Origin of the sequence: Salinarimonas sp. (genome assembly GCF_046292825.1) — a bacterium.
Classification (GTDB): Bacteria; Pseudomonadota; Alphaproteobacteria; order Rhizobiales; family Beijerinckiaceae; genus Salinarimonas.
Map to the genome: position 1 here is coordinate 91,965 of NZ_JBKBQG010000005.1, position 25,805 is coordinate 117,769.

Annotated in this window: 40 protein-coding genes; 13 read left to right on the forward strand and 27 right to left on the reverse strand. The window is 69.7% G+C overall.

Annotated elements, in window-relative coordinates:
- Positions 1 to 68: 68 nt before the first annotated feature.
- The 4 genes from ACK4UM_RS04505 (at position 69) to ACK4UM_RS04520 (ending at position 2,121) form a co-directional block, all read left to right on the forward strand.
- Complete coding sequence (locus ACK4UM_RS04505) at positions 69 to 512, forward strand: flagellar assembly protein FliX (RefSeq protein ID WP_409796232.1); 444 nt, start codon at positions 69 to 71, stop codon at positions 510 to 512.
- Positions 513 to 532: 20 nt separating this feature from the next.
- On the forward strand, positions 533 to 973 hold the full coding sequence (gene mutT / locus ACK4UM_RS04510) for an 8-oxo-dGTP diphosphatase MutT (protein WP_409796434.1): 441 nt from the start codon (positions 533 to 535) through the stop codon (positions 971 to 973).
- A 189-nt stretch (positions 974 to 1,162) separates the two neighbouring features.
- Positions 1,163 to 1,522 (forward strand): hypothetical protein, encoded by a 360-nt coding sequence (locus tag ACK4UM_RS04515; protein WP_409796234.1) that lies wholly within the window; start codon positions 1,163 to 1,165, stop codon positions 1,520 to 1,522.
- Between the two features lie 32 nt (positions 1,523 to 1,554).
- Complete coding sequence (locus ACK4UM_RS04520; protein ID WP_409796237.1) at positions 1,555 to 2,121, forward strand: DUF1244 domain-containing protein; 567 nt, start codon at positions 1,555 to 1,557, stop codon at positions 2,119 to 2,121.
- Here ACK4UM_RS04520 and ACK4UM_RS04525 read toward each other — a convergent pair whose 3' ends face one another.
- Entirely contained in the window at positions 2,122 to 2,559 is a 438-nt protein-coding gene (locus ACK4UM_RS04525) for an acyl-CoA thioesterase (protein WP_409796240.1), read from the reverse strand.
- A gap of 67 nt (positions 2,560 to 2,626) precedes the next feature.
- A complete protein-coding gene (locus ACK4UM_RS04530) occupies positions 2,627 to 2,827 on the reverse strand; it encodes a hypothetical protein (protein ID WP_409796243.1) in 201 nt (66 codons plus the stop codon).
- Positions 2,828 to 3,066: 239 nt separating this feature from the next.
- Between ACK4UM_RS04530 and rpmI the strand changes: the two genes are divergently transcribed.
- From rpmI to ACK4UM_RS04555, 5 genes are all read left to right on the forward strand, one after another.
- Entirely contained in the window at positions 3,067 to 3,267 is a 201-nt protein-coding gene (gene rpmI, locus ACK4UM_RS04535) for a 50S ribosomal protein L35 (protein ID WP_409796246.1), read from the forward strand.
- Positions 3,268 to 3,309: 42 nt separating this feature from the next.
- Positions 3,310 to 3,693: a 50S ribosomal protein L20 gene (gene rplT, locus ACK4UM_RS04540; RefSeq protein ID WP_409796249.1), complete on the forward strand. Its 384-nt coding sequence runs from the start codon at positions 3,310 to 3,312 to the stop codon at positions 3,691 to 3,693.
- 121 nt (positions 3,694 to 3,814) lie between these two features.
- Entirely contained in the window at positions 3,815 to 4,078 is a 264-nt protein-coding gene (locus ACK4UM_RS04545; protein WP_409796252.1) for a hypothetical protein, read from the forward strand.
- The gene (locus tag ACK4UM_RS04550; protein WP_409796255.1) at positions 4,075 to 4,329 is read left to right on the forward strand and encodes a hypothetical protein; all 255 of its coding nucleotides are present in this window, start codon (positions 4,075 to 4,077) and stop codon (positions 4,327 to 4,329) included. The genes ACK4UM_RS04545 and ACK4UM_RS04550 overlap by 4 nt, the downstream gene beginning before the upstream one ends.
- Before the next feature lie 113 nt (positions 4,330 to 4,442).
- Entirely contained in the window at positions 4,443 to 5,234 is a 792-nt protein-coding gene (locus tag ACK4UM_RS04555) for an MOSC domain-containing protein (protein ID WP_409796258.1), read from the forward strand.
- Between the two features lie 43 nt (positions 5,235 to 5,277).
- Here ACK4UM_RS04555 and ACK4UM_RS04560 read toward each other — a convergent pair whose 3' ends face one another.
- The 4 genes from ACK4UM_RS04560 to uvrC form a co-directional block, all read right to left on the reverse strand.
- The gene (locus tag ACK4UM_RS04560) at positions 5,278 to 5,739 is read right to left on the reverse strand and encodes a molybdenum cofactor biosynthesis protein MoaE (protein WP_409796261.1); all 462 of its coding nucleotides are present in this window, start codon (positions 5,737 to 5,739) and stop codon (positions 5,278 to 5,280) included.
- Positions 5,740 to 5,742: 3 nt separating this feature from the next.
- On the reverse strand, positions 5,743 to 6,000 hold the full coding sequence (moaD, locus tag ACK4UM_RS04565) for a molybdopterin converting factor subunit 1 (protein WP_409796264.1): 258 nt from the start codon (positions 5,998 to 6,000) through the stop codon (positions 5,743 to 5,745).
- A 4-nt stretch (positions 6,001 to 6,004) separates the two neighbouring features.
- On the reverse strand, positions 6,005 to 6,583 hold the full coding sequence (gene pgsA, locus ACK4UM_RS04570; RefSeq protein ID WP_409796267.1) for a CDP-diacylglycerol--glycerol-3-phosphate 3-phosphatidyltransferase: 579 nt from the start codon (positions 6,581 to 6,583) through the stop codon (positions 6,005 to 6,007).
- A 93-nt stretch (positions 6,584 to 6,676) separates the two neighbouring features.
- Positions 6,677 to 8,770, reverse strand: coding sequence for an excinuclease ABC subunit UvrC (gene uvrC, locus ACK4UM_RS04575; protein ID WP_409796270.1), 2,094 nt, complete (start codon positions 8,768 to 8,770; stop codon positions 6,677 to 6,679).
- Between the two features lie 130 nt (positions 8,771 to 8,900).
- Between uvrC and ACK4UM_RS04580 the strand changes: the two genes are divergently transcribed.
- Positions 8,901 to 9,758, forward strand: coding sequence for an SDR family NAD(P)-dependent oxidoreductase (locus ACK4UM_RS04580; protein ID WP_409796273.1), 858 nt, complete (start codon positions 8,901 to 8,903; stop codon positions 9,756 to 9,758).
- A gap of 255 nt (positions 9,759 to 10,013) precedes the next feature.
- Here the strand turns inward: ACK4UM_RS04580 and ACK4UM_RS04585 are convergent, their stop codons facing one another.
- Positions 10,014 to 10,775 carry an SDR family NAD(P)-dependent oxidoreductase gene (locus ACK4UM_RS04585; protein WP_409796276.1) on the reverse strand — a complete coding sequence of 254 codons (762 nt, stop codon included), beginning with the start codon at positions 10,773 to 10,775 and terminating at the stop codon, positions 10,014 to 10,016.
- 27 nt (positions 10,776 to 10,802) lie between these two features.
- Positions 10,803 to 11,789 carry an acetamidase/formamidase family protein gene (locus tag ACK4UM_RS04590; protein ID WP_409796279.1) on the reverse strand — a complete coding sequence of 329 codons (987 nt, stop codon included), beginning with the start codon at positions 11,787 to 11,789 and terminating at the stop codon, positions 10,803 to 10,805.
- Positions 11,790 to 11,999: 210 nt separating this feature from the next.
- On the opposite strand from ACK4UM_RS04590, the gene ACK4UM_RS04595 reads away from it, so the two are divergent.
- Both ACK4UM_RS04595 and ACK4UM_RS04600 read left to right on the forward strand, forming a co-directional pair.
- Positions 12,000 to 12,137 carry a hypothetical protein gene (locus tag ACK4UM_RS04595; RefSeq protein WP_409796281.1) on the forward strand — a complete coding sequence of 46 codons (138 nt, stop codon included), beginning with the start codon at positions 12,000 to 12,002 and terminating at the stop codon, positions 12,135 to 12,137.
- Between the two features lie 159 nt (positions 12,138 to 12,296).
- Positions 12,297 to 12,476: a hypothetical protein gene (locus ACK4UM_RS04600; RefSeq protein WP_409796284.1), complete on the forward strand. Its 180-nt coding sequence runs from the start codon at positions 12,297 to 12,299 to the stop codon at positions 12,474 to 12,476.
- Between the two features lie 515 nt (positions 12,477 to 12,991).
- Here the strand turns inward: ACK4UM_RS04600 and ACK4UM_RS04605 are convergent.
- From ACK4UM_RS04605 to ACK4UM_RS04625, 5 genes are all read right to left on the reverse strand, one after another.
- Entirely contained in the window at positions 12,992 to 13,390 is a 399-nt protein-coding gene (locus ACK4UM_RS04605) for a hypothetical protein (protein WP_409796286.1), read from the reverse strand.
- Positions 13,387 to 13,617, reverse strand: coding sequence for a hypothetical protein (locus tag ACK4UM_RS04610; protein ID WP_409796289.1), 231 nt, complete (start codon positions 13,615 to 13,617; stop codon positions 13,387 to 13,389). Before ACK4UM_RS04610 ends, ACK4UM_RS04605 begins: the two co-directional genes overlap by 4 nt.
- Positions 13,574 to 13,843, reverse strand: coding sequence for a hypothetical protein (locus ACK4UM_RS04615; protein ID WP_409796292.1), 270 nt, complete (start codon positions 13,841 to 13,843; stop codon positions 13,574 to 13,576). The genes ACK4UM_RS04610 and ACK4UM_RS04615 overlap by 44 nt, the downstream gene beginning before the upstream one ends.
- On the reverse strand, positions 13,840 to 14,370 hold the full coding sequence (locus tag ACK4UM_RS04620; protein WP_409796295.1) for a hypothetical protein: 531 nt from the start codon (positions 14,368 to 14,370) through the stop codon (positions 13,840 to 13,842). The genes ACK4UM_RS04615 and ACK4UM_RS04620 overlap by 4 nt, the downstream gene beginning before the upstream one ends.
- Positions 14,371 to 14,461: 91 nt before the next feature.
- The gene (locus tag ACK4UM_RS04625; protein ID WP_409796298.1) at positions 14,462 to 15,298 is read right to left on the reverse strand and encodes an SH3 domain-containing protein; all 837 of its coding nucleotides are present in this window, start codon (positions 15,296 to 15,298) and stop codon (positions 14,462 to 14,464) included.
- Between ACK4UM_RS04625 and ACK4UM_RS04630 the strand changes: the two genes are divergently transcribed.
- Positions 15,288 to 15,758 carry a hypothetical protein gene (locus ACK4UM_RS04630; protein ID WP_409796301.1) on the forward strand — a complete coding sequence of 157 codons (471 nt, stop codon included), beginning with the start codon at positions 15,288 to 15,290 and terminating at the stop codon, positions 15,756 to 15,758. The two genes, ACK4UM_RS04625 and ACK4UM_RS04630, sit on opposite strands and share 11 nt — an antisense overlap.
- A gap of 325 nt (positions 15,759 to 16,083) precedes the next feature.
- Here the strand turns inward: ACK4UM_RS04630 and ACK4UM_RS04635 are convergent, their stop codons facing one another.
- From ACK4UM_RS04635 to ACK4UM_RS04700, 14 genes are read right to left on the reverse strand one after another with little or no spacing between them, the layout of a single operon-like run.
- Positions 16,084 to 16,629, reverse strand: coding sequence for a DUF4376 domain-containing protein (locus ACK4UM_RS04635; protein WP_409796304.1), 546 nt, complete (start codon positions 16,627 to 16,629; stop codon positions 16,084 to 16,086).
- A complete protein-coding gene (locus ACK4UM_RS04640) occupies positions 16,629 to 17,483 on the reverse strand; it encodes a hypothetical protein (RefSeq protein WP_409796307.1) in 855 nt (284 codons plus the stop codon). The genes ACK4UM_RS04635 and ACK4UM_RS04640 overlap by 1 nt, the downstream gene beginning before the upstream one ends.
- A 2-nt stretch (positions 17,484 to 17,485) precedes the next feature.
- Complete coding sequence (locus tag ACK4UM_RS04645) at positions 17,486 to 18,439, reverse strand: hypothetical protein (RefSeq protein WP_409796310.1); 954 nt, start codon at positions 18,437 to 18,439, stop codon at positions 17,486 to 17,488.
- Positions 18,440 to 18,449: 10 nt separating this feature from the next.
- Positions 18,450 to 19,376 carry a putative phage tail protein gene (locus tag ACK4UM_RS04650; RefSeq protein ID WP_409796313.1) on the reverse strand — a complete coding sequence of 309 codons (927 nt, stop codon included), beginning with the start codon at positions 19,374 to 19,376 and terminating at the stop codon, positions 18,450 to 18,452.
- Entirely contained in the window at positions 19,376 to 19,747 is a 372-nt protein-coding gene (locus tag ACK4UM_RS04655) for a hypothetical protein (protein ID WP_409796316.1), read from the reverse strand. Before ACK4UM_RS04655 ends, ACK4UM_RS04650 begins: the two co-directional genes overlap by 1 nt.
- Positions 19,748 to 19,757: 10 nt before the next feature.
- Positions 19,758 to 20,966, reverse strand: a complete 1,209-nt coding sequence (locus ACK4UM_RS04660; protein WP_409796319.1) for a hypothetical protein — start codon at positions 20,964 to 20,966, stop codon at positions 19,758 to 19,760.
- Positions 20,963 to 21,208 (reverse strand): hypothetical protein, encoded by a 246-nt coding sequence (locus tag ACK4UM_RS04665; RefSeq protein ID WP_409796322.1) that lies wholly within the window; start codon positions 21,206 to 21,208, stop codon positions 20,963 to 20,965. The genes ACK4UM_RS04660 and ACK4UM_RS04665 overlap by 4 nt, the downstream gene beginning before the upstream one ends.
- Before the next feature lie 4 nt (positions 21,209 to 21,212).
- Positions 21,213 to 21,473, reverse strand: coding sequence for a hypothetical protein (locus tag ACK4UM_RS04670; RefSeq protein WP_409796325.1), 261 nt, complete (start codon positions 21,471 to 21,473; stop codon positions 21,213 to 21,215).
- Positions 21,474 to 21,492: 19 nt separating this feature from the next.
- A complete protein-coding gene (locus ACK4UM_RS04675) occupies positions 21,493 to 22,554 on the reverse strand; it encodes a baseplate J/gp47 family protein (protein WP_409796327.1) in 1,062 nt (353 codons plus the stop codon).
- A 3-nt stretch (positions 22,555 to 22,557) separates the two neighbouring features.
- Positions 22,558 to 23,034, reverse strand: coding sequence for a phage GP46 family protein (locus ACK4UM_RS04680; protein ID WP_409796330.1), 477 nt, complete (start codon positions 23,032 to 23,034; stop codon positions 22,558 to 22,560).
- Between the two features lies 1 nt (position 23,035).
- Positions 23,036 to 23,548: a phage baseplate assembly protein V gene (locus ACK4UM_RS04685; RefSeq protein WP_409796333.1), complete on the reverse strand. Its 513-nt coding sequence runs from the start codon at positions 23,546 to 23,548 to the stop codon at positions 23,036 to 23,038.
- Positions 23,545 to 24,666 (reverse strand): phage baseplate assembly protein, encoded by a 1,122-nt coding sequence (locus ACK4UM_RS04690; protein WP_409796336.1) that lies wholly within the window; start codon positions 24,664 to 24,666, stop codon positions 23,545 to 23,547. Before ACK4UM_RS04690 ends, ACK4UM_RS04685 begins: the two co-directional genes overlap by 4 nt.
- Positions 24,663 to 25,337, reverse strand: coding sequence for a hypothetical protein (locus tag ACK4UM_RS04695; RefSeq protein ID WP_409796337.1), 675 nt, complete (start codon positions 25,335 to 25,337; stop codon positions 24,663 to 24,665). Before ACK4UM_RS04695 ends, ACK4UM_RS04690 begins: the two co-directional genes overlap by 4 nt.
- Entirely contained in the window at positions 25,334 to 25,801 is a 468-nt protein-coding gene (locus ACK4UM_RS04700) for a DNA circularization N-terminal domain-containing protein (RefSeq protein WP_409796339.1), read from the reverse strand. Before ACK4UM_RS04700 ends, ACK4UM_RS04695 begins: the two co-directional genes overlap by 4 nt.
- Between the last annotated feature and the right edge of the window lie 4 nt (positions 25,802 to 25,805).

Genomic DNA, 25,805 nt, shown 5'->3' on the forward strand with positions numbered 1-25,805 from the left:
GGCTCTTCACGCTTCGTTAACCATGATCGGCGAGCCTCGCGGCCAGTCGGGGAAACCGGGAGGACTCCATGCGCATCGAAAGCCGCCCCGGCGCGGGACCGTCCTCGACGTCGCGCACGCGCGGCACGAGCGGCAACACGCGCTTCTCGGTCGCCGAGGAGGCGCGCAGCGAAGCGACGGCGCGCCCGGCCGCTTCGGCCCCGACCGCGAGCCTCGACGCCATCCTCGCGCTCCAGGGCGAGCCGGATCTCGGCGAGCGGCGCCGGCGCGCGAGCGCCCGCGGCCGCGCGCTGCTCGACGGGCTCGACCGGCTCAAGGCCGGCCTCCTCGCCGGGCGCGTGTCGCAGAGCGAGCTCGCCGCGCTCGAGGCCCGGCTCGTCGAGGCGCGCGAGCGTAGCGGCGACCCCCGCCTCGACGGCATCCTCGACGAGATCGAGCTGCGCGCCCGGGTCGAGATCGCCAAACTCGCGCAGCGGGACGAGCTCGCGCAGCGGAACGCGGCGCCGCGTTGAGGCGCGCGCGCGTCTCGGCTATGGAGCGGGTGTCGCCCTCCCGCGAAAGGTCGCCGCGCGTGAAGCTCCTCCTCGTCGTCGCCGTCGCCCTCGTCGATGCCGACCATCGCGTCCTGATCGCCCAGCGTCCCGAGGGCAAGGCGCTCGCCGGCCTTTGGGAATTCCCCGGCGGCAAGGTCGAGCCCGGCGAGCGGCCGGAAGAGACGCTCATCCGCGAATTGCAGGAGGAACTCGGCATCGTCACGAAGGAAGCCTGCCTCGCGCCGCTCACCTTCGCGAGCCACGCCTATCCCGACTTCCACCTCCTGATGCCGCTCTACATCTGCCGCCGCTGGGAAGGCTTCGTGCACGCCCGCGAGCACCAGGCGCTCAAATGGGTGCGGCCGACGGCGCTCCGGGAATATCCGATGCCGCCTGCCGATGAGCCATTGATATCGGCGCTGATCGATACGTTGTCTTGATCCAAGATTTGATGACATTTGTGCATGAAATAGGCGCACGTGCGATATCATGTCGCTGCCGAGTCAAGGTTAACGATCGGTTTATTGCATCCAGGCATTGCCTCCGCGCTTGACTCCAGGGCGCATCGCCGGAACTCTTACATCCATGCATCGGCGAGGGCGCGCGGACGGCGCGCGATGGAGACGTCTATGATCCGCGTGGAGACGATCGAGGATCTGCACCCGGTCATTCGTGATCGGATCAAGGCCAAGGTCATGCGTCGGCTCATCGCGCATATCCGCGATCGGCCCCAGATCGCCGACGAGTCTCTGCGCCGCATCTTCGGCTACGACCGCGCGGAGCTCGAAGCCCTCTACGAGGGAGCCCTGGCATCGGCCGCGCAGGCGCCGGTCGAGGACGCGGCCGCGCTCCATGCGCGCGCGCAGAGCCACATGCTCACAGGCCTCGCGCCGGCCGCGAACGACGCGCGCTCGGCGCCGCAGCCCGCCTCGGAGGAGCGGACCGCGCGGCCCGCGGGGAGCTGCTGCGGCGCGCGCGCGCGCGATTGAGTTTCGGACGAGACGAGAAGGAGAGACGAGCCATGGCGAACGGCATCGGACACGGTCACGGCCACAATCACGCGCACGGCGTCGGGCAGGTCGGCGGGAACGCGCATGGCGGCGGCGCTTCGACGCGCGGGCCGGGCTCGGAATTCGACCGTCTCCTGACGGAGACCGCGAGCCGGCTCGGCGTCGAGGAAGGGACGCTGAACGTCGTCATGCACGAGGCGGAGGCGCTCTACGCCCCGCGCGCGGACCTCACCGAGGACCAGAAGCTCGCCGGCATGATGGATCACATCATGCAGCGGCTGAACCTGTCCGACCTCTCGAACGAGGACATGATGCTGCTCGCCGAGCTGTGCCGGCTGTGCCTCGACGAGTGGGAGCGCGAGGCGGCGCTCGAGGAGGGGGTGATCATCGAGCGGCCGAGCTTCTCGCCGCTCTCGCTCGGCATGATCTCCGGCCTCTCGGGCCTTCCCGGCATGCCGCCGCCGGGCCTGTCGGGCACGCCTTCCATGAACCGCCCGCCGCTCGACCGCAACGTCGCCGCGATGATCGCCCGCGAGATCCGCGAGGCGGCGCGGCGCGCCGCCGAGGACGAGCGCTGATCAGGGAACGGCGAGCCCCTCGAGCGCCGCGCGCACCGGCTCGGGAATGCGCGTCGGGCGCTGCGTCGCGCCGTCGACATAGACGTGCGTGAAGCGCCCGGCCGCGCAGGCGAGCGCCCCGCCCGCGCGAAAGATCCCGATCGCGTAGGTGACGGAGGTCTCGCCGAGCCGCGCGACCGCGATGCCCGCCTCGAGCGCCTGCGGAAAGGCGACGCTCTCGAAGAAGGTGCAGCCGGTCTCGACGACGATCCCGTAGACCGGGCTCTCGCCGGGCACGAGCAGGTCCTTCTCGATCAGCCAGCCGTTCACGGCCGTGTCGAAATAGCCGTAATAGACGACGTTGTTGACGTGCCGGTAGACGTCGTTGTCGGCCCAGCGGGTCTGGATCGGCCGGAAGGTCGCGAACGCATCGCGCCCCGGCCGGGCGGGTCTCGTCACGCGCGCCTCCTGCAATGCCTCGCCTGCCGTGCCTGCATGCCATCGCGAGGAGGCGCGCGCAACGGCCTCAGAAGGTCGGCGGGTTGCCCGCGGGCTTGCCGGGGACGAGGTCTGGCTCCGCGCCGGGCTGCGCGGCGGGATCGCCGAAGCGCGGATCGTTCACGGGATAGGGCTTGGGACCCGGCCCGCGCCCCGGCAGGGCGTCCTCGCCGGGGGCGTGGGTCGGCTCCTTGGCGGGGCGCTCGCGGTCGCGATCGGTGTCTGTCATCGGCGTTCTCCTCGCGTGGTGGGTGCTGCGAGGTCAAGGAGACGGCCCGCCCGCGGGTTCCCGAGCCCCTCGCGCGGCCTTGCCAATCGGGCGGGCTTCTGTCATAAGCCCGGCCTCGACCGGTCCGCCCGGCTTTTCAAGGGCTGCCGTGGCGGGTCGATTTGCTCGCAGCAGCAACAAGGCGTGCATCAGGGGGGCGAGAGCCTCCGCTGGCGACGCGCGATCAGGAGAAGAGCGAAATGCCCAAGATGAAGACCAAATCGGGCGCCAAGAAGCGCTTCAAGATCTCCGGGACCGGCAAGGTCATCCGTACGCAGCAGGGCAAGCAGCACGGGATGATCAAGCGTTCGAACAAGCAGATCCGCAATCAGCGCGGCACCGCCGTGATGTTCGAGGGCGATGCGAAGTTCGTCAAGCGCTACTTCCTGCCCTATTCCTGAGCCGTCGCGCTCGCCGGTACCGAAATCACGGAGATCTAGACCATGGCTCGCGTCAAGCGCGGCGTCACCTCGCACGCCAAGCACAAGAAGGTCCTGAAGGCCGCCAAGGGCTTCTACGGCCGCCGCAAGAACACGATCCGCGCCGCCAAGGCGGCCGTCGATCGCGCGATGCAATACGCCTATCGCGATCGCAAGGCGAAGAAGCGCACCTTCCGCGCGCTCTGGATCCAGCGGCTCAATGCCGCGGTCCGCGAGCACGGCCTGACCTATTCGCGCTTCATCGACGGCCTCAACAAGGCCGGCATCGTCGTCGATCGCAAGGTTTTGTCCGACATCGCCATCCACGAGCCCGCGGCCTTCGCGGCCCTCGTCGAGAAGGCCAAGGCGGCGCTCCCGGCGGAGCAGCAGCAGGCCCAGGCGGCCTGATCGGCCCGCACATCTGTGAGTTCTATGGAGCGCGGACGTCAATGTCCGCGCTCTTTTTCGTCGACAAGGCGACGCAGTTCCGCTAACGTTCTCCCCGGGCCGCCGAGCGGGGGGAGCGCATGTGAGCGAAGTTCAGAGCCTGATCATCCCGATGCTGCGCGAGATCCGCGGCGAGGTCCGCGTGATCGGCGAGCGCGTGAGCGAGCTCACCGGGCGCGTCGGCGTGCTCGAGCAGCGGATCGGCGTCATCGAGCAGCAGAACGCCGTCGTGCTCCAGAAGCTCGACCGGATGGATGGTCGGCTCGACCGGGTCGAGCGGCGGCTCGATCTCGTCGATCCCGGTTTCGCCGAGGGGCGGGCTTCCTACCGGGGAGACGAGCGATGAACGAGCCGGACAATCCGGTGCTTCGCTATCTGCGCCAATTCGACGAGCGCGTCGACAGGATCGGCGCGCGTTTGGACGAGCTCACCGGGCGCGTGGGCGTCATCGAGCAGCGGATCGGCGTCATCGAGCAACAGAACGCCGTCGTGCTCCAGAAACTCGACCGCATGGACCAGCGGCTCGATCGGGTCGAGCGGCGGCTCGATCTCGTCGATCCGGGTTTCGCCGAGGGGCGGGCGCCGTTCGCGCGCTGAGGGCGCCGGTTCGGCCTCGATCGCCGCCGCCCCCTTGCGGAGCGGGGCGGCTCTTGCGACAGGAGGGTAACCACTCTTTACGAAGACATCCTCCCGCACTCGCCGAGGCCCCGATGCGCGTCGCCGCCCTCAACCGCCACCCGGTCAAGAGCTTCACCCCGGAGCCGCTCCAGCGCGTCGACCTCGCGGCGGGCGCCTATTTCCCGGGCGATCGGCTGTTCGCCGTCGAGAACGGGCCGACGGGCTTCGATCCGGCCGCGCCGGTCCATCGGCCGAAGGTCGTCTATCTCACGCTCGCCCGCATCGAGGCCCTGGCGCGCCTCGCGACGCGCTACGACGACGAGACCGGAACGCTCGTCCTGTCGGAGGGCGGGCGCGTCGTGGCCGAGGGCGATCTCGCGACCCCCGAGGGCCGGGCCGAGATCGAAGGCTTTCTGATCGGCTTCCTCGGCGACGCGCTGCGCGGGCCGCCGCGCGTGCTCGTCGCGCCGGAGGGCTTCCGCTTCACGGACGCGCCGCACCCCTACGTCTCGATTCTCAACCGCGCGAGCCTCGCGGCGCTCGAAGAACGGCTCGGCGCGCCGGTCGATCCGCGGCGCTTTCGCATGAACGTGGAGCTCGACGGGCTCGCCCCTTTCGCCGAGCTCGATCTGGTCGGCAGGGCGCTCGAGGCGCCGTCCGGCCTGCGCCTGCGCATCCGCGAGCGCACGGTGCGGTGTGCCGCGACCAATGTCGATCCGGATACGGGGCAGCGCGACCTCGCCATCCCGAAGACGCTCCTCCAGGCCTACGGCCATTCCGATTGCGGGATCTATGCCGAGGTCGAGGCGCCGGGCGCCCTCGCGATCGGCGAGCGGTTGGTCCTCGTCGAGGAGGGGGGCGGCCGCGAGCGGCTGCCGTTCTGAGGACATCGCGACACGGGAGCCTCTGCGCCGAGGGTCCGCCCGGTCACCCCCAGCGGGCGGCGTCGGCGTCGTCCTGCGCCTTCGCCTCGACCCAGCCGCCGATCGTCCCGTCGGCGAGGTGCTCGCGCTTCCAGAAGGGGGCGCGGGTCTTGAGGAAGTCCATGAGGTAGTCCGCCGCCTCGAAGGCCGCGCGGCGATGGGCGGCGGCGGCGATCACGAGGACGATGTCCTCGCCCGGGCGGATCAGGCCGTAACGGTGGATCGCGAGGAGCCCCATCAGCGGCCAGCGCGCGGCGGCCTCCTCCGCGACGCGGCCGATCTCGCGCTCGGCCATGCCGGGATAATGCTCGAGCTCGAGCGCCGCGAGCCGCCCGCCCTCGTCGCGGCACAGGCCGGTGAAGGAGACGATCCCGCCGATGTCGCGCCGGCCCTCCGCCATCGCGCGGATCTCCGCCGCGAGGTCGAAGGCTTGCGCCTGGATGCGCACCACCGGAGCGACCGCCATCGCTCAGCCCCCCGTCATCGGCGGGAAGAAGGCGATCTCGCGCGCGTCCCCGATCTCGGCCTCGTGCTTGACGTGGACCTGGTCGATCGCGACGCGGATCACGCGCGCGTTCTCGAAGGCGTAGGCGTATTCCTCGCCGCGCGTCTTCAGATGGGCGATGAGGTCGGCCACCGTGCGCACGTCGCCGGGCAGGTCCACCGTCTCGTCGGTCTTGCCGATCCGCTCGCGCACCCAGGCGAAATAGACGAGCCGCACCGCCATGGCCTCATTCCTCGTCGACGAGATAGCGCATGCCTGCGCGCATGTAGTCGTAGCCCGTGTAGAGCGTCAGCACCGCCGCGATCCACAACAGAACGAGCCCGACGAGCGTCGTCCACGGGAACACCACGTTCCCCGCCGGCCCCGCGACCAGGAAGCCGAGCGCCACGAGCTGCAGCGTCGTCTTGTATTTGGCCACTTTCGAGACCGGAACCGAGACCTTCAGCTCGGCCAGGAACTCGCGCAGGCCCGAGACCAGGATCTCGCGCAGCAAGATGATGATCGCCGCCCAGATGTGCCAGCCGTAGATCGTCGCGTCCGCGACCAGCATCAGGAGCACGGCGGCGACGAGGAGCTTGTCGGCGATCGGATCGAGCATGCGCCCGAGCGCGGATTGCTGATCCCAGGCGCGGGCGAGATAGCCGTCGAAATAATCCGTGATCGCCGCCGCCACATAGATCCCGAGCGCCCACCAGCGCGCCCAGTGCTCGTCCGGCCAGAACAGGAGCACGACGACGAGCGGCACCGCAAGGCAGCGCCCGTAGGTCAGGAGGTTCGGGAAGGAGTAGAAATTCGATCGAGCCATGAAGCCTGCCGCGGGGGTCTCCTGCGGTGGAGAGAGCACGTCCGGTGCGGGCGCGTCAATGCACGTGCGAATGCGGCGCCGTCGTGATCACCCTCACCCCCCGCCCTGAAAATGGTCGTACACCGCCTTCGCGGTCGCGGCGTTCACTCCGGGCGTCTTCATCAGATCCTCGAGCGCGGCGCGCGAGATCGCCTTCACGGTGCCGAAATGGTGGAGGAGGGCGCGTTTGCGGGCGGGGCCGATGCCGGCGATCTCGTCGAGGGGGTTCGCCGCCATCGCGCGCTTGCGCTTGGCGCGGTGGGCGCCGATGGCGAAGCGGTGGGCCTCGTCGCGCAGCCGCTGGATGAAATAGAGCGCCGGGTCGCGCGGCGGCAGCTTGAAGGGCGCGCGGCCCTCGACGAAGAAGGTCTCGCGCCCCGCGTCGCGATCGCGCCCCTTGGCGATGCCGACCACCGGCACGTCGGTGACGCCGATCTCCGCGAGCGCCGCGCGCGCGGCCGCGACCTGGCCCTGGCCGCCGTCGATCAGCACGAGATCGGGCCAGGCGGGGAATTCCTCGTCCGCCGCGGCGGCCTCCAGCACGGCCTCCTCCGCCTCGTCGGTGTCCGGCTCGTCGGCGAGATGCGCGTCCTCGATCTCCTGCGCGGCCGCGGGGATCTCCGCGTCGGCCGCGGGCACTTGGCGCGCGGCGCGGTCCGGGTGCTCCTTGACGAGGCGGGCGAAGCGGCGGCCCAAGACCTCCTTCATCATCCCGAAATCGTCGCCCGGCGTCAGCTCCTCGGACTTGATGTTGAAGGTGCGGTAGTGCTGGCGCATGAAGCCCGAGAGGCCCGCCACGATCATCGCGCCGACCGCGTTCGTGCCCATGATGTGCGAATTGTCGTAGACCTCGACCCGCCGCGGGCTCTTCGCGAGCCCGAAGCCCTGGGCGAGCGCGTCCATCAGCTTCGTCTGCGACGAGCGTTCGGCGAGGCGCCGGCCGAGCGCCTCGCGGGCGTTGCGCAAGGCGCTCTCGACCATGGCGCGCTTCTCGCCGCGCTTGGGCGCGAGCACCTCGACCTTGTGGCCGGCGCGAATGCTCAGCGCCTTGGCGACGAGGTCCGCCTCCTCGATCTCGTGCGAGAGGAGGAGGAGGCGCGGCGGCGGCTTGTCGGCGTAGAACAGGGTCACGAAGGAGGCGAGCACGTCCGGCACCGAGATCGACCGGTCGGCCTTGGGGAAATAGGCGCGGTTGCCCCAGTTCTGGAAATTGCGGAAGAAGAACACCTCCACGCAGAAGGCGCCCGCCTGCTCGTCGATGGCGATGACGTCCGCTTCCTCGACGCCCTGCACGTTGATGCCCTGCGCGCCCTGGATGGCCGAGAGCGCGGCCAGGCGGTCGCGATAGCGCGCGGCGCGCTCGAACTCCCAGGCCGCCGCCGCATCCTGCATCTCGGCCGCGAGCCGCTCCTTCACCGCGACCGAGCGCCCGGCGAGGAAATCGCTCGCCTCGCGCGCGAGCGCGGCATAGGCGTCGGCCGCGATCTCGCCGGTGCAGGGGCCGGCGCAGCGCTTGATCTGGAAGAGCAGGCAGGGCCGCGTGCGGTTGTCGAAATAGCTGTCCGAGCAGGTGCGCAAGAGGAAGGCGCGCTGGAGCGCCGTCATGGTGCGGTTGACGGCCCAGACGCTCGCGAAGGGGCCGAAATAGGCGCCCTTGCGGTTGCGCGCGCCGCGATGCTTGACGAGCTGGGGCGCACGCGCGGCGTCCTCGGTCACCAGGATGTAGGGAAGCGACTTGTCGTCGCGCAAAAGCACGTTGTAGCGCGGCTTGAGCTGCTTGATCAGGTTCGTCTCGAGCAGCAGCGCCTCGGTCTCGGTCTGCGTCGTGACGAATTCCATCGCCGCCGTCTCGGCGATCATCCGCGCGATGCGGTTCGAATGCGCGTAGCCGCGGGCGTAGGAGCCGACCCGGCTCTTGAGGTTCTTCGCCTTGCCGACATAGAGCACCTCGCCGGCGGCATCGATCATCCGGTAGACGCCCGGCGCGCCCGGAAGCGTCTGCCAGAACCGGCGGATCACGCCCATCCCCGCCGCGAGTTCCGCCGGCGTCTCGAAATCGAAGGCGGCGCGCGTGCCCTCCGAATCCTCGGCGAAGCCGGGGGCGGTGTCGGGCTCGGGCTGGTCTGCGATTCGCGGCTCGTCGCTCATGCCCCGTGATTTATGCGACCGGGCGCGGCGGGGAAAGGGCGGCGGGGCGAAAGCGGGCGGGCCTTGATGTCGCCACCGTCCGCGCCAGACTGAGCGGCGATCGCGATCGGCGCTCGAGGAGGACAGGCGCATGACCCATCCCGTGATGACGCAAGGCCGCGTCGCCCTCGTGACCGGCGGTGCGGGCGGCATCGGCCTCGCCGCCGCGCGCGCCTTCGCGCAGAGCGGGATGCGCGTCGCGATCGTCGATGCCGATGCGGACAAGATCGCCGCGGCCGAGGCGGCCCTGCGGGAGGCGGCCCGCGAACCCGGAGACGTGCTCGCCCGCGTTCTCGACGTGACCCGCCCGGCCGATCTCGACGCGCTGGCGCAGGAGGTGGGACGCCGCTTCGGCGGGGTCGATCTCCTCATGGCCAATGCCGGCATTCAGCCGGGGAGCGCGCTGTTCGGCGATCGCGCGGCCTGGGAGCGGGTTCTCGCGGTGAACCTCTGGGGCGTGATCGACACGGTGAGGGCCTTCGCGCCGGCGATGATCGCGGGCGGTCGCGACGGCCTGATCGTCGTCACGGGCTCGAAGCAGGGCATCACCACGCCCCCGGGCGACCCCGCCTACAACATCTCGAAGGCGGGGGTGAAGGTCTTCGCGGAGCAGCTCGCGCACGAGCTGCGGCGGACGCCCGGCTGCCGCATCGGCGCGCATCTCCTCGTCCCCGGCTTCGTGTTCACCGATCTGACCGCGCGCGGACGCACCGAGAAGCCCGCAGGCGCCTGGACGCCCGAGGAGACGGTCGCCTTCATGATCGAGCGGATCGCGGCGGGGGATTTCTACGTTCTGTGCCCCGACAACGAGGTCGATCGCGCCCTCGACGAGAAGCGGATCGCCTGGGCCGCGGGCGACATCGTCGAGAACCGACCGGCTCTGTCGCGCTGGCACCCGGATTACGAAGCGGCCTTCGCGGATTTCCTGCGCGGCGACGGGACGGGGTGAGCCTAGTCCGAGCGGCGCTCGGAGGAGATCGGTCCATCCCCGCCCCGTCATTCCGGGGCGCGCAGCGAGCCCGGAATCCAGAACCCCAACGGTTGGTCGAGCGCGCATGCGCGCTCGCTCGGCCGGTCAGGGCAATGGATATGCATCGGGACGCAGCCTACAGGCTGCTCGTCCGACGTCGGGAGTCTGGGTTCCGGGCTCGCTTCGCGCCCCGGAATGACGGCGTCGAGGAAGAGGAGATGACTTTACAGGCGCTCAGAGCTGGACGCCGCGGGTGAGGGCGCCGTCGATGACGAGGTTGGTGCCCGTCGTGAAGCTCGAGGCCGGGCTCGCGAGGAAGACGACGCCGCGGGCGATCTCCTCGGGCTTGGCCATCCGCCCCGTCGGGTTGAGCGCGAGCGCCTTGGCGAAGAGCTCGGCATTGTTCGTCTCGATCCACTGCCAGATGCCGCCCTCGAAATAGGTGTTGCCGGGCGAGACGGTGTTGGCGCGGATCGCCTTCGGCGCGAGCTTGAAGGCGAGGTCCTGGGCGTAGCGCACGAGCGCCGCCTTGAACACGCCGTAGGCGGCCCCCGTGAAATCCACCTCGCGCCCCGAGACGCTGGAGATCAGCGTGATCGAGGCGGCGCTCGATCGCTCGAGATGCGGCAGCGCGGCGTTCACGAGACGCACGGAGTGCATCATGTCGGTGCGGAACTCCGCCTCCCACGAGCTCTCGCCCTCGCCGACGTCGAGCGCCGAGACGTTGCCGATCACGATGTCGACGCCGCCGAGCGCCTGCGCCGCATCGGCGACCCAGGCCTCGAGCGCGTCCTTGTCGGCGACGTCGAAGGCGCGGCCGAAGGCGGTGACACCCTTCGCCTCGAGGCTCGCCACCGTCTCGTCGACGCCCGCTTGCGTGCGCGCGCACACGGCCACGTGCGCGCCCTCCGCCGCGAGGATCTCCGCGCATTGGCGCCCGATGCCCTTCGTGCCGCCGGTGACGAGGGCCTTCAGGCCCGCAAGACCGAGATCCATCGCGAATTCCCCCTCGACGTGCCGCGCTCAGCCGAGCCACGCCTTCCGCATGGAGGCGCCGAGCGTGTATTTCGGATCGACCATGTTGCCGACGCGCACCCGGCCGGCCTGGGTGCAGAGGAAATAGGCCTCCGATTCCTCGAAGCCGTAATCCTCCACCATCCAGCGGATGAGGTCGCGATAGGCCATGCGCGCGGCGTCCTCCATCGGGCGGGCACTGCCGATCGCCATGATGAAGTCGTCCGTCTCGAGGCGCACGCCGGGGATCGACCAGCCTTTGATCAGATCCACCTGGAAGACGACGGTCGCGGGCATCTCGACGGCGACGCCGCACAATTCGCCATCGCCCTGGCGGCCGTGGCAATCGCCGATGAAGAGATGCGCGCCCTCGCGCTGGACGGGGAAGTAGAGCACCGCGCCGGGCGCGGCGTCCGGCAGGTCCATGTTGCCGCCCCAGTAATCGGGCTGCAGGGAGGACACCGCCTCGATCTCGGGGCTCACGCCGATCGTGCCGACGAAGGGCTCGTAGGGCAGCGTGATCGTGTCGGAGAAGCGCACGCCCTCGGGCGTCACCTCCATCTTCTTCACGCGCTCGGGGATCGGCTTGTTGAGCATCGCCGTCTGCGGGGTGGCGACGAGGCCGCCGAATTCGGGGATGAGCGCGGTGGTGCCCGCCGGCTGCGGCCCGCGCGGCAGGATCGAGCGGAGGTGCACGCAGAGCACGTCGCCCTTCTGCGCGCCTTCGACCGCGATCGGCCCGTTCTGCGGGTTGACGTAGGGCATGTTCAGGACCTTGGAGGGCAGATCGCTCTCCGTCTTCACCGCGCCGCCGAAGGCGTCGAGCGTCTCGACCTCGATCACGTCGCCCGGGCGCACGCGCAGCACCGGCGTGGAATAGGGCCCGTAGACGTAGTGGAAGGTGCCCTGATCGGCCTCGCCGAGCCTGTGGCAATCGTTCGGCTTACCTCCGGCCACGCCCCTGCGGGCCATATGCGACGACGCGATCCAAGACATGCCGATCCGCCTTTCTGCGCAAGACGGGGGAAGCTTAGTCGCGGGAGCCGACGGGGTAAAGCGATCGCCCGTGCGACGCTGCGGCAGGGGGTGGCCGCTTCCGCAGGTGAACGTCTGCGGCCGTTCGGCGTTCTCCGCGCTTCTCGCCCGGCCCAGGAGACCGGCCCGGCCAAGGAGACCGGCAGGCAGCCCCCAACCCCGGAGACCGTCATGGATCCGATCGCACTCCTCGTCTTCGCGGCGATCATCGTCGAGATCGTCGCCATCCCGAGCTATGCCGAACACGTTCGGCGCAGCCTCGCGGACGAGGAGGCGTCCGCCTCGCCGCGGGAGACGGAACGGCCCTGACGCTGGAGCGCGGGCGCCGTCGGCGCGCGACGTCAGGACATGCGAGAGTGGGTTTTCGGTGGTAGCGGAGGCCCGATACAGCCGATCCCCCACACACGATGGGGCTTTGTTCGCGCTGCGTTTCCGCGCGGCTTGAGTGGACGAGCTGCAACGTCGCGCATGCTCATGATCCGCTCCCGCAACATCGACCTCATGCTCTTCGACGCGTTCGCCGAGCTGCGGACGCAGCCGCTCGATCGAGAGCAGAGGACGGCTTTCGACGAGATCGCCCTCGCCTCGTCGATCCTCGCCGATCTGCCGAGCGAGGCACGGCGGGCAGCGCTGGCGGCACTCGTCTAGCTGGCTGACCAGCACAAGAGGGACCGCGACGCGATCTTCTACGTCGACTGATGCGGAAGGGCTGATGCAGCCGTCCTCAGACGAGTTTGAGACCATGACCTCGATGTTTGCCCTGGGAACAGCCTCCGCAAGAACTAGGTTATTGCCCCCATAGCCGAGCGGGGCTTTACATGCGTAGATGCATCTTAGTGAAGCCCAAGAATGGAAGGTGGCAGGTTCGCCGTGTCGTCGGCGGTGCTCGGTCCACACCGTTGACTTTTTCGAACCCGATTGCAGCTGTCTCTTTCGCGCAGGGGCTCAGCCGCAAAGGGCGCCGCAGAGACACTCAGGCCCTCCGAACAAGAGAAGGCGGCGCAGATCACAGCGGCTGATATGCGTCAGGTGCACGATTGCGTGTGTCGTGATTCATTCGCCATTAACCAGGCAGCTCTAATTGGCAGGCGCACCTTGGCTTGGTGCTGTGAAAACCCCGGACTTGCCCGCCGGGTAGAACCCGGCGGGCTTTTTCGCCGGCCTCATCCTGCCTCGCGGCGGCCTCCCGCCCGCGGCGCGGGCCTCTGCTCGCGGATCACCTCTACAAGAAGGTCCCGCACGCCTCGCACCTCCTCTCGCACAGTTCCGATGTCCCCGCGGACGCTCGTCAGCAGCTCGTGGGACACATATTGCTGCGCGACGCGCAGCTCGAACGCTCGCAGGTCGTCCCGAGCCCCATAGGCCGCCGTCTTCGCCTTCCCGAGTTCGACCATCAGCTCGGTGCGCAGGGCGGCGACGTCGGCGGTCCGCGCGGTCCGCTCGAGATCGCGCATGCGCACGATGTAGAGCACTATCGCGATCGCGATCGTAATGATGCCGACGACGAGGGACACCATACCCCAGGTCACCGGCTCCGACTGCAGTACCCCCGGAACGGTCATCTACGCGCTGCCCTTCCGCGACAGGCGTCGCTCTCGTCGTTGAAGCGGTCCACCTCCTGCGCGAGGACGCGGACGCCGGGATGGGCGATCGTCTCGATCGCGACGGCCGCGTCCTCGATGTCGGCCGGCGTGCGGACGGCGTCCGTCGTCGCCGGGCAGACGCGCGCGAGGGCGCGGGCGATCTCAGCCCCCTCCCCCGAGACGACGGGCCTCGGCGAGACGTGCACGCTCCCGCATGCGGAGAGCAAGATCAGCGTCGTCAATGCGGTCACGATTGCGAGCGGCCTCGACGGCATCGCGGGTCTCCTTGATCGTCTTCCGGGTCGCGATCTCGGCGCGGGCTGCGCCGAGATCCTGTGCGTCAGCCCGGCGCTGATCCTGCTCGCCTCGGCGGAGGAAGAAGTCGCGGACGGCGGCCGCGATCAGCGCCAGGATCTCGCCCCAGACCGTCACGCCCGCCGCTCCTCGCGCGTCTCCTCGACGAGCTGCTTCTCGAAGGGCGTCAGGGCGAAGCGCGCCTCGATCATTTCGCGCAGGCGCTCGGGCGTGAGGCCGAAATGCGCGATCGCCGCCGGCGTCGAGTCCATCGCGTAGCGGAGCGCGGCCGCCGCCGCGTGATGCTTCACGTCGACGGCGCGGCCGCCCATGCGCAGGGCGTGCTCCTCGGCCTTCGACATGCCGAACGCGACCGCGCGCTCGAGCGCGGCGTTGAGGGCGTCGCGGCGCTCGCGGTCTATCTCGAGACCGACCCAGCGCAGGGCGCGCAGGAGCAGGGGCACGACGACGAGGCCGACGAGCGCGATCACGACCTCCGACACATAGGGCATCAGGCCGAGGATCAGGGGCGACAGGTCGACGGTCGTCCCGTCCTGCGCGAGCGCCGGCGCCAGCAGAGAGACCAGCGCGATCACGACGAGGGCGAGGAACGCGAGGGCGCCGAGGATCGCGGGAGCGAGGGCGGCGAAGAGGGCGGCGGGCATGTGAGCCTCCATGACGCCGGCGAGAGAAGCAGGCGGGCGGTGCCGGCGAGGACCGCAGGCCAGAACAGGACGAAGGCCAGGTGAGGCGGCATCAGGCGATCGACGCCTCGAGCTCGTCGGCGAGATCGCGCAGGCGCTGCGCCGCCGCGCGCAGGGGGCTCGGCGTCGTCGGCTCGGTCGCCGGAGGCCCGTCGACGATGTCGACATAGGTCCCGTGGACCCATCCGACGTGGCCGGCCGGCGAGCGCATCTGCAGCCAGGGTGCCTGGGCGCCGATGATCTCGATGCGCGTGCCGTTCGGCAGGCCCCCGATCCGCTCGGAATTGACGTTCGGCTCGCGCCGGACGTTGAGGGTCGACGGCGCGTTGACGACGCCCTTCGCGCCGGCGGGCACGGGCAAGGGCGCAGCGGGCTGCGGCGGCAGCGGGGGGGCGGGCTCGGTCATGGGGACGGTCTCTCCGATGCGCGCGCGCAGATAGTCGCCGATCGCGTGCGCGCCGCGCAGATCGGGGAGCGACGGCAGCCGCGTGAAATCCCACTTGCCGCTCTGCGCGATGCCGAGGGTCGGCTGCACCTCGGCGTGCGAGAGCATGGTACGGCGCGAGACCGGGATGCGGTATCGCTGGCCGAGGACGCGCGAGACGGCGATGAGCGTCTCGATCTGCTCGGCGTTGATCGGCGCGCGGCCGGCGTTGAAGGGCGACTCGACGGCGCCGGCCATGCCGCATACGGCGACGCCGATCGCGCCCGTGTTCGCGGCGCGCGTGTGCGCCGCATAGCCGGCCTTGAGCGCGCCGCTGTTCGCCGCGATCGACGGCACGCCCCGCACGACGGCGCCGCTCCCGTCAATCAGGAAGTGATAGGCGCGCCGGTCGCCGTCACTCGGGACGAGGTTGCCGGCGGTCCAATGCCAGTGAATGCGGACCATCGGGACCGCAGGCATCCATTCGTTCGGGATCATCGTCGGCTCCTTGAGCAAAGCCGCTCTCGGCACCGTGTCTTGGAACACGAGCCTTGCCGCAGGCGACTTCATGTGGCTTGATCGAAGACGCAATTTGGGAGGGCTTGAAATGCGTCTTGTTCTTGCTGCAGCGCTCGCGATCGCGACGCCAGCCGCCGCTAGCGATTTCCGATCGATGCAACTCGCCACCGAACTGGGCAACATGCTCGGCTCGGAGGAGGCATGCGGCCTGAGCTACGATCAAGCTGCCATCGAGAGGTTCATCGAGGGCAAGGTCGCAGCGGACGACATGAGCTTCCCATCTACGCTCAACATGATGGCTGAGGGGGCGAGGTTTAATCTCGAAGGGATGAGCGCATCAGCGAAGACCGCTCACTGCACTCAGATTCGCCGCGCAGCTCGCTCTCACGGATTCATTGGAGAATAATGATGACTGCGACGACGATAGTTCAGACGCAGATACGGAAACGTAGCTTGATGGGAAAGCTGGTGAAGTGGACATTTATCCTATTCAACCTGCTTATGGCGTTTTGGCTGTTCTCGTACTGGGCACAGCTAGGAGAGATGGCTGGAACTTTGCGAAATGATGCAGAACGAGCCGGCGCCGCGATTGGAGGAACACTCGGCACTGGGATGCTGATTTTCTTCTGGGCCGCGGGCTCCATAGTGCTCGGCACTCTTACGATGCTAACGCGCGGTAAGTTGATCATTACTGAAAGGCGCCACCAATAGAGCGGTCGCAACCTCGGATCTCACGACCAGCCGGTCTCGATGTCGATCGCCTCGAGCGTCTCGATATCCGGCGCGGCCGCGATGGCTTCGTGAAGGGCTCTTGAGCGCGAGAACGCCGCTTGGACGTGCCGGCCGACGGCGATCCCGATCGCCGTCACCGTCTCGCGGTCGATCGTCGTCCATACGCCCGGCTGCGCTTCCCAGTCGATCGCCTCGAGCGTTGGATCGGCCCCGAAGAGCTGGACGGCGCCGGTGATCTTCGCCTGAGAGCCCTCGTCGGTGCGGACGATCACCCCCGGTGCGATCTCGACGCCGCCCATCTCCACCGCCCAGCGTCTGGCGCGGACCTCGTCGCGGCGCTGATCGCGGCGCTGCTCCAGGGTGGGCGGCGGAGGCGGCGGGGCCTCGGCGGGGGGTGGCGGGTCGACGATCGCGAACCCGTTCTCGATCGAGATGTGTAGGCCGGCGGCGAGCGCCTCGAGGCCCGCCTGGTACTGCGCCTCGTCGATCTCGATCCCGCCCTCGAGCGGCTCTGTCGAGAGGGTGTTGGGGCCGGCGAAGGGCATCAGGCGATCCTCATATAGGCGGTGACGCCGACGTTGGTGGGGCGGGTCTCGCTCGCCGTGCGCGGCGTCCCGCTGGTGCCGTCTTCGGTCAGCTGCATCGCTCGCGTGATTGTCCTCTTGTCCGCCGGCGTGGTGTTGCCCGGCGTGTTCGACGTGCCTCCGGTCCCGGTGCCGAAAGTCTGACTGTTGCCGGCCGCGTCGCCGAGCAGGTGCCAATGCCCCTGAAGGGCATCCGTCTGCCGGGTGCCGCTCTGCCCTGCGCGAGGACGCAGGAAGGCCTGCTCGGTGTTGATCAGCCGGATCGACTGGCCTGTGAGCGGCCCGAAGGCGATCTGCGCCGTCGCCTGGATCGCCGGCGCAGTGCCGGAGACCACCTCTCCAGTGATCAGCCCCGCATTGTAGCCCCCCGCGCCGGACTGCCCCGCCGTGAGCCGGACGTAGCGCGCAATCCCGTCGTTTGCTGGGGCGACGACGCCGGGGAGGTGATCCCAGAGTTCGAAGACCTCGCCGACAAAATGCGCGGCCGGAACGATGCCGAGTGCCTCCCGGGCGTCCGCCAGCGTCGCGGCCTGGGCGAGATCCTCGACAAGGCCGCCGAGGCCGAGGCGCTCGCCAAGCTCGGCGAGACCTTCGGCTACGTCATTCGCCGAGAGTCCGTCGACATCGAGCGAGACGGCGCCGGCCGCGATCTTGCCGGCGAGATCCTCGGCCGAGACGAGGGCGAGCGCCTGAGCCAAGGTGCCGCGCCAGGAGCGCCCGCCTTGCACGACGAGGATGATGGCCGAGCGCTGGAGGTTCTGAACCGGATCGAGGAACGAGACCGCAATGGTCTGCGGCTGCGTCGGGGCGCTCATGATCAGGCTCCAAGCCGATAATTGTAAATCGGCGCGTAGTTCAGGCGCCAGGGGGCGGGCCCGTCGGGATCGCCCGAGGCGACGGCGGTCACCTGCATCTGGTAGCGGGTGATGCTCGTCGGGGAGAGCTGCAGCTCGCCCATGTCGCGCAGGCTCGACGACGGCGCAGCGACGAGCCGCGTGAGGCCGATGCTGCGAGGACGCCGCGCCCAGCCGATGGGGTGGGTGTCCATGTGGCTGTTGTTGAAGTTCCCGAGCTGGAGATACGTGGCGCGCCCTACGTCGACGAAAAGCTCGTGCGCATTTCGCAGGAGGGTAATCGTCGGGATATTCGCGCCATCCGTCTGAACACGTGCCGCGATGATCCGGCCGTAACCAGCATCGAGCGCCGGATGGTCTTCCGGGTGGCCATCAGGGTTGTAGCTCGGATCGCTGACGTCGCGGAGAATCCAGGTCAAGGGCGCGCCCTGATCGCAGATCAAGTGGTACGACTTGTTCTGCAGCGTCGAGAACAGGCGCTGTTGTTCGGGAATCGAGGACGTATTGAGATTGAGAGCACCACCACGAAAGCGGTAACCCACGCCGGAAGGCACCAGGATCGTGCCGGCGGCAGGCGAGGTGATGTTGATCAGGTTGTTCGCGGACAGGATCTCCGGAAAGAAGGGAAGCCCCAACAGCATCGGAACGGTAGCGTAGAGTTCCGACGGACCCTGTCCCGTCAAGCGGGCGATCTTCGCCTCAATTGCTTGGTTCAGCTCGGTAAGATCGTCGGTCGGTTCCATATTCTCCGACCGAATGACGTTTTCGATCTCCCGCATCGGATGCTCGACCGCCTCTGCGGGAATGATGGAGCCCGGCTGTCCGATGGCCGGATTTCCGTTGACGTAGGGCGCATCGGGCTCGGCACGGATAATCGACCCGTTCGGCTGCTGCGTGAACGGCGGCTGGTAGCGCATGGGCTCTGCCTCACTCGGGTGAATAGTCGAAAATCAATTGCATGTGCGCAGGGCCGAGGATCGCGAGGATGCATTCGAGATCCGTCGCGCCGGCGATGCGCACCATCGGGTCGACGCCGCATTGGCCGATCCCGGCCTGGAACCAAGTGAGCCGCGTGTTGCGTACGCGCACCAGCCAGTAGAAGCGCATCGTGGCGGGGCCGATTTCCCATCGCGGCGGCACGCGGACGAGGGGCCCGGTGTCGAGCGCTCGCACGCGCAGCGGCTCGCCGATCGACGCGACCGGCCGGGCGGCGAAAAGGCGGGCGTCGCCGTCGATCGCGAGGCTCGCGTCGGGATGTACGAGCCAGGCCGATTCGCGGGCGCCAAAGAGCCCGGCTTCGCCGTCGATCACCAGGCTGGCCGTCGGGTAGGCCTCGGCGTAATCGAAGCTGGCGTCGACGAGCACGCGCCCGTCTTCCGTGGTCAGAAGCGCACCGTCGGGTGCATACCAGAGGTCGCGCGGGGAGAGCCACTCGCCGCATTGGCTGATGCCGCACTGAAACGGCGAGAATTCGCGTATCGTGACGTCGTAGCCGAGCTCGCGCGCGAGCGCCTGGAAGAAGCCGAGCGCCTGCGTCCCCTCCTGCGTCATCCGCTGGAGGAGCGCGCGCAGGCGGTCCGCGCGGGTCAGCGGCTCGGCAACGCAGGGGTCGGGCAGGCCGAAGGCTCCCTCCCACGCGTCGAGCAGCTCGACCGTCTGCCGCGGGTCCGCCTCGCGCAGGAGATCGGCCGCGCGCGCATCGACACGGGCCCACACCCGTGCGAGCCCGGCGACGACGCGCATGAGGGCGCTCTCGTTGTCGCGCGGCCAGGCCGCGCCGGTGGGCAGAAGAGCCGCCAGCCCGTCGCGAAATGCCGCAGCATCGCGCGGGCCGGCATCCTGTGGGCCCTGCATTAGGCCACCAGCCGATAGGCCGCGCCCGCCGGATGCGGGCTCACGTGCACGCCCGCGACGAGGCCGGCGATCTCCAGCTTGAGGCGGGTCGGACCCTCGCCGGCGCGATCGGCCTCGACCATCGTGTACGGCTGCGACCACAGCGCCTCGTCCCCGTCGCGCGTGTAGACGGCGAGCCAGTAGCCTTCGACGGGCTCGGCCGTCGGCTCGCCGCTCTCCGGATCGGCCGGCCCGGTGAGCCGGAAGAGCGAGATCGGCGCGATCGAGTGCGCGCCCCACGGCCAGGAGGCCGGCAGCGTGTCCTCCTCCGGGAACGGCAGCGCCGCGCGGGCGGCGTCCTCGTCGGGGAAGCGGAGCATGTAATCGAGCATGGCGGCCTCCTCAGGCGACGAGCGCGTCCATCGCCGCGTCGGTGGGGATCACGGGCTCGAAGCGCAGCCCGCGCAGGTGGAAGGCCGCCTGCCCGCCGCCGATGCGTAGCTGCGACACGGCCGGCGAGGCGTCGACGCCCGTGCCCGTCACGGCCGCGCCGCTCGAGGTGACGAGGCGCGCAGCGCCCGCGGCCGAGCGGCGATAGGCGATGCGGCGCAGCACGCCGGCCGCGGCGTTGCCGGTGACGAGCGTGCCGCGATCGACGCCGCCGGCGCCGCGCTGGTCGACCGCCGTCGCCGTCGGCGTCGAGCCTTGGCGCAGGCGGATGCCGCCTCCCGTCGTGAAGCTCGCGCCGTCCCAGATCTGCATCAGCAGCCCATCGGCGACGTTCGCGATCGGGGTCAGGCGCGCGAAGAGGAGGTATTCCTCGAGGCGGTGCCAGGCGCCGAGCGGGAGGACCAGGATGTCGGCGTCGCGGGTGAGGGCGGTGCCGGTGGTGACGATGGGCGAGGTCACGAACGCGCCGGGCGTGAACTGGGGGAGGGCGAGCCGCACCGTAACGTCGATCGCCGCGCCGGCATCGTAGCCGAACGTGAGCCGCGGCACGGCATGCGGCCCGTTCGTGATCTGCCGGGACGTCGAGAACCGCCGCATGGTCGCGTCGAGGCCGCCGAGGAGGGACGTCGTCGTCGAAGCACCTGCGCTGCCATCTGTGTTCCGCTCGTTGATCTGAGCGTTGACGTTGTTGATGTTCGCGAGAGAGCCGCCGGCGATCGCGGCGAAAAACGACGCTGTCCATGTCGCCCCGACGCTGGCGGAAATCTGTGTGTTGGCTTCGAACGCGATCTGAATACCGCTGTTGTTCTCGGTGGTGCCGAACAGGCGCACATCCACCCACGGGAGACCGAGCGTCGTGCCGACACCGACGATCTGACGCGACAGTCCAGCGCCACCCGTGGTGTTCCAGCCGGTGGGTAAGGTGCCGGGCGTGCCGGGGACAGCACTCGTCGGATCGCTCCGCCGCACGAAATTGGTCCGCGCGGGCTCGAAGGGGATGCCCCGCCGCGCGAGCGTCACCGGGTCGTGGTCGAAGGCGATCTGGTTCGGCGCGACCGGCACCAGGACGCCGGCCGAGTTGAACACCCACCGCGTGGTGTTGCGGATCACCTGCCCGCCGAGCGCGGAGATCAGGTCGGGGAGGTTGGCGTAGCCCGTCATGATGGGATCTCCTGCGCGTCGCGCGCACCGAACAGCCGGGCGTCGCCGTCGATCGCCAGCGACGCCGTGGGGAACGCCAGCCACACCGCCGGCCGCGCACCGAAGAGACGCGCGTCGCCTTCGATCACCAGCGAGGCGGAGGGGTGATCGGCGAAGGGGTCGGGGCGCATGGCGCCGCCGCCGAATGCCAGCCGCCTCCCCCGCAGCGAGAAGGCGCCGCCGCGCCCGAATTGCAGAGCCATCGTCTCAGCTCCGGAGAACGACGACGTGGCCGTAATCCTCGACGGCAGCGACGAAGACCTTGTCCGTCGGCGCGAGCGAATCGAGGGGAAGCTCGCGACGATCGTCGGCGAGAATGATCGCGGGCGCGTCGTTCGCCGGCTCGCTCGCGCCGACGTGGACGCGCACGGCCTTGGTGCTCTGCCGTTGGATCAGGACGTGCGCAGAGCCCGAGGCGACCTCGAGCCATTGGGCATCGGTCACGAGGAAATCGAGTGTGGCCGTCATCGCGGTCTCCGAAGGGTGATCAGCCGTAGGTCACGGGGCCGAGCACGGGCATGTGACCCGGCGACGGCATCGCCTGCGTCTCGTAATCGAGCTCGTGGTAGACGATGCCCGGCGCGGCCGATATCGCCTCCGACACCCACGAGCGGTGGATCGGCTGCCCGGGCGCCTGGCGCCGACGGATCATCTCGGCGAGCGCCGCTTCGACCGCGCCGCGCTGCGCGAGCCCGTCGGGTACGATACGGCGGATGGCGATCGCGACGGGCTGGAGGATGGGGGCGACCACGAACAGATCGCGCATTCCGACCGGGCGCCGATCCTCGATATAGGCGCGCACCGCGTCGAGATCGGCGGGGCGGGGCAAGCCGTCCTCGAGGAGACGCAGCTCGTCCATCATCACCCGCACGGTGACCGTGCCGACGCCCATCTCGCGCGGCGCCGCCCAGGCGCGGGAGACGCCCGGGACGGCGCGCGCCCAGGCAACGTAATCGTGCGGCGCGCCGCCCATCGGCGGGCGGCGGATGCGGAAGAGCACGCGCTCGCGCACGCTCTCGTCGCTCTCCTCGTCGACGCCCCCGGAGAGGCCGCCCTCGGCTACGATCGCCTGCGCCTGCACGCCGGAGAGCGCCGACACGAAGGTGAGGCGCGCGCCGGCGAGCGCATTTGCGGCGGCGCCCGCGTCGAGGGCGCGGACGACGACCGCGCCGCCGTTCTGCGCGATGATCGAGGCCTCGAGCGTCTCGTACTCCGCGCCCGCGCCGCGCAGGCGCGCGCCGGCCGGCACGACCGCGCCGAGATTGCCGAAGATCTCGACCTCGCCACCGGCGAAGGTGCCGGGCTTGCGGCCGCCGATCCAAATCTCGGCATGCCGATCGAGCCACTCCGCCTCGGCCGTGTCGGGCAGCAGCTGCCGCGCGAGCCATTCGAGGAACAGGAGGTTCAGATAGGCGAGGCCCGCATTCGCATCCGCGATGACGCGGATGTTGCTGTTGGGCGGCAGTGCGTCGGCTCCGGGGAGCTCCGCCGCGACGTCGTCGCGCACGCTCCGGCGCACCTCGCCCAGCGTCGGCATCTGCCACGCCATCGATCACCCCCCGTATATGTCCCAGAGGACCTGAAATCGCAGCTCGATCGCGTCCGCTTGGCCACGCTCGATGCGGATGACGAGCGCGAGCCCGGCCTCGCCGAAGAAGCTCGCCTCGACGACGACGCGCGTCGCGATCCGCGATTCGGGCGAGGTCAAGAAGGCGAGCGCGTCGCGGGCGTATTGCTCGGCGCGCGCGAGCACCTCCGGCATCCGCTTCTCGCGCGACAAGAGCCAGAGGCGGCTTCCGATCGGCGGCGCGCCCCAGATCTCGCGTGCGTCGCGATCGGCCCACCAGCCGCGGCGATCGTCGTCGTCGAAGCGGGGCAGGCGATCGTCGGGCCGCGCGAGCCCATCCGTGAGGAGCGCAATCGCGATTGCGCTCTCGAGATCGCGCCCGCTCTCCGGCAGCCCCGTCGGCGCGAGAAGCCAATCGAGGGTGACGGCCTCCGGCGCGCCTGCGGTGACGAAATCCGTCATGTCAGCCCACCGGAACGTCGGTGTTGGCGTCGCCGGGCTGGACGCCGCCATGGACGTGCGTCGCGCCGATGTTCACGCCGTCGTGAGTGACGGTGCCCCCCTGGATCGCGAACCCAGATTCCGAGAGCGTGGCGCTGACGCCGCCGACGCGCTGGACGATCTCCATGCCGGCCGGCGCCTCGATCGTGAGCGTCTCGCGGCCGAGCGTCACCACCATGCCCTTGTCGTTGTAGAGGGCGACATCGCCGCTCTCGAGCCCCTGCACGCGATAGCGGCGATCCGAGACGCAGATCGCGACGAGGTGGGACCGGTTGCCGCCCGGCGCAACGGCGATCACCTCAGCGCCGTCGTGCGGCACGCTGGTGAGGCCGTAAGGCTCGGCATATTCCATGTCGCGCGTCTCCCGCGCGAGGAGATCGGCCTGCACGCGCTGCATCTTGCCCTGCGTCGCGCGTCGGAAAACGCCACGCGCGATCGCGAGCAGCGAGCGGCGAGCGGGATCGACGTCTCTCATCGCGCGGGCTCCACCGGCTTGGACAGGTTCCAGTTGTCGGACAGGGCGAAGGACTGGCCGTCGCGACCCCGCCCCTGCGCCTGGCCGGCGGGCTTGGCCGGCTTCGTCGTCAGCGCCTCCGGAGGGCAGAGGGTCATGCTGGTGATGGTGCCGCCCTTCACGGTCTGCGTGTAGGTCGCCTTCTTGATCACGAGCACGCTGTCGACCGCGAGCATCGGCGAGGTGAGCCGCACGGCGTCGCCTGGCGTCCAGAGCGCGCCCGGCGCATAGGTCCATCCGACGACCGAGACCTGAGCCTCGACCGCTTCGGCAGCTCGTTGCGCGACTTCCCAATCAGCGCGGCGCCGCAGGGCGGCTTGGTCGCCGGGCTCCTCGGCGATAATCACGAGCGGCCGATGGCGGCGCACGGCGGGATCGATGACGCGCGCCTCGAGCTGCGCGGCATCCTCGGCAAAAGCCTCGTCCGTGCCCGGCCGCTGGCCTTTCACGATGACTTCCGAGTGCCGCTTGTCGGCCCGGAAGGTCGCGCTCGCCGCGAGGATGTTCTGCCCCTCGACGAGGGCTGCGACGGGCGGCGCATCGGGGTCGATGCGCTTGACGACGAGGCGCCCGCTCGGATCGTCCGTGACGATGCCGCCCTGTTGGCGCGCCAGGCGCTCGATCGTGCGGAAGGCCGTCTCGCCAGGCCAGGTCTGCACGTCCTCGATCGGCTCGGATTCGTCGAGCTCGACGCTCACCTCCGCCTCGAAACCCTCGGCGACGGCGCCGGAGACCGCGGCGACGTCGTATCCCTGGAACTGGCCGCCCTGCACGTCCGGGGTCGCGTCGACGAGGTCTGCGGTTTTCGATCGTCCGGACACCGAAACGCCATGGTCGGACGAGCTGAACTCGCGCTGCACGACATCGACGAAGCCGGTCACGGCGAGGATGCCGTCGAGGTGGACGGTGCACCCGTCGCCCGGCGAGATCCTCGCCGCGGCGAAGGTCACCCCGAAATCCTTTTCTGTCACCTCGAGCGAGAAACTCGCCGCCGCGTCGTCGAGCGAGCGTGAGACCTCGACCTCCTTCCACCCTTCGAAGACGGTGCCCTCGATCGTGATCGTGGCCGTGCGGCTCATTTCGAGAGCGCCTGAACGGTCTCGGGACAGAAGAGCGGATGCCGCACGCGGTTCTCGCCGATCAGCTCTTCGTGACGGCCCGCGTTCTGATAGAGCCGCTGAGCGAGCACCAGGCTCGGCAGACGGATGGCGAAGGTGCGGCGCACGACGCGCGCGAGCGGACGTCCCCGCTCCTCGAGAGCGCGCATGGTGGCAGCCTGCAGGCCGCGCAGAGCGCGGAACGCCTCTTGATCGCGAGCATCGGCCGCGCGCTCGACCGCGGCCGAGAACAGCGCCCGCAGCCGCTGCAGCAGGGCTTGCGCTTCGTCGCGGGAGCGCAGCTCCTCGCGCTCGAGCGCCCGCGCCAGCTCGACGAGGCAGAGCCCCTCGAAGGCGGTTGCCACAGCCGAAGCGGGAGTGCCGAGCTGCGGTCGCGCGAGGCCTTCCGCACGCGCGAGGATGCCACGCCAGTCGCGCGCGTCGATCCCGTCGGCGGAGGCAAGGCGCATCGCGCTGGCGAGCGGCTCGCCGAGGGTCGCGCCGCGCACGAGCCCGGCCGCCTCGGCGCGGAGCCGCCCGAGCGCGCGGCGGAGATCCGCGCCCGCGCGCCCCCGGCCATCCGCGGCATCCTCGAGGAGCGAGAGCCGCTCCCCGATCGCGTGAACGCAGGCTTCCACGTCCGCGCTCTTCATCGCAGGGCTCCATTCAACGCGCCGACGATCGCCGACACTGCGGCGCGCGCGGCGGTCTCGATCAGGCCGGCGGTCGAGACCGACGTCGTTGGGCCCGGATCGCCTCCGGCCTCGACGAAGGTCATGTCGATCTGCGCGAAACCGCCGTCCTCGCGACGCTCCACGTTCCCGACGAACTCGCACCGCACCAGGATCTCGCCGAGGGTCGGGTGCACCAACGTCCCCGGGCCTTCTGCCTCGCAGGCGGCGACAAGCGCGGACCGCTGGATGTCGTAGAGCGGACCGATCGTGTAGCCGACGACAACCATCCGGCGCGTCTGACGCCGCATGTCCTCGAAATAGGGCTCGTCGCGCTTGGGAAAATCGTGCTCGACGAGCGAGCGCCCGCCACTCTGCGCGACCTCTTCGACGTGGAACGGCACCCCGCGGAACGACGCGGCGCGGAGACGATTTCTCCAGCTCATCGGG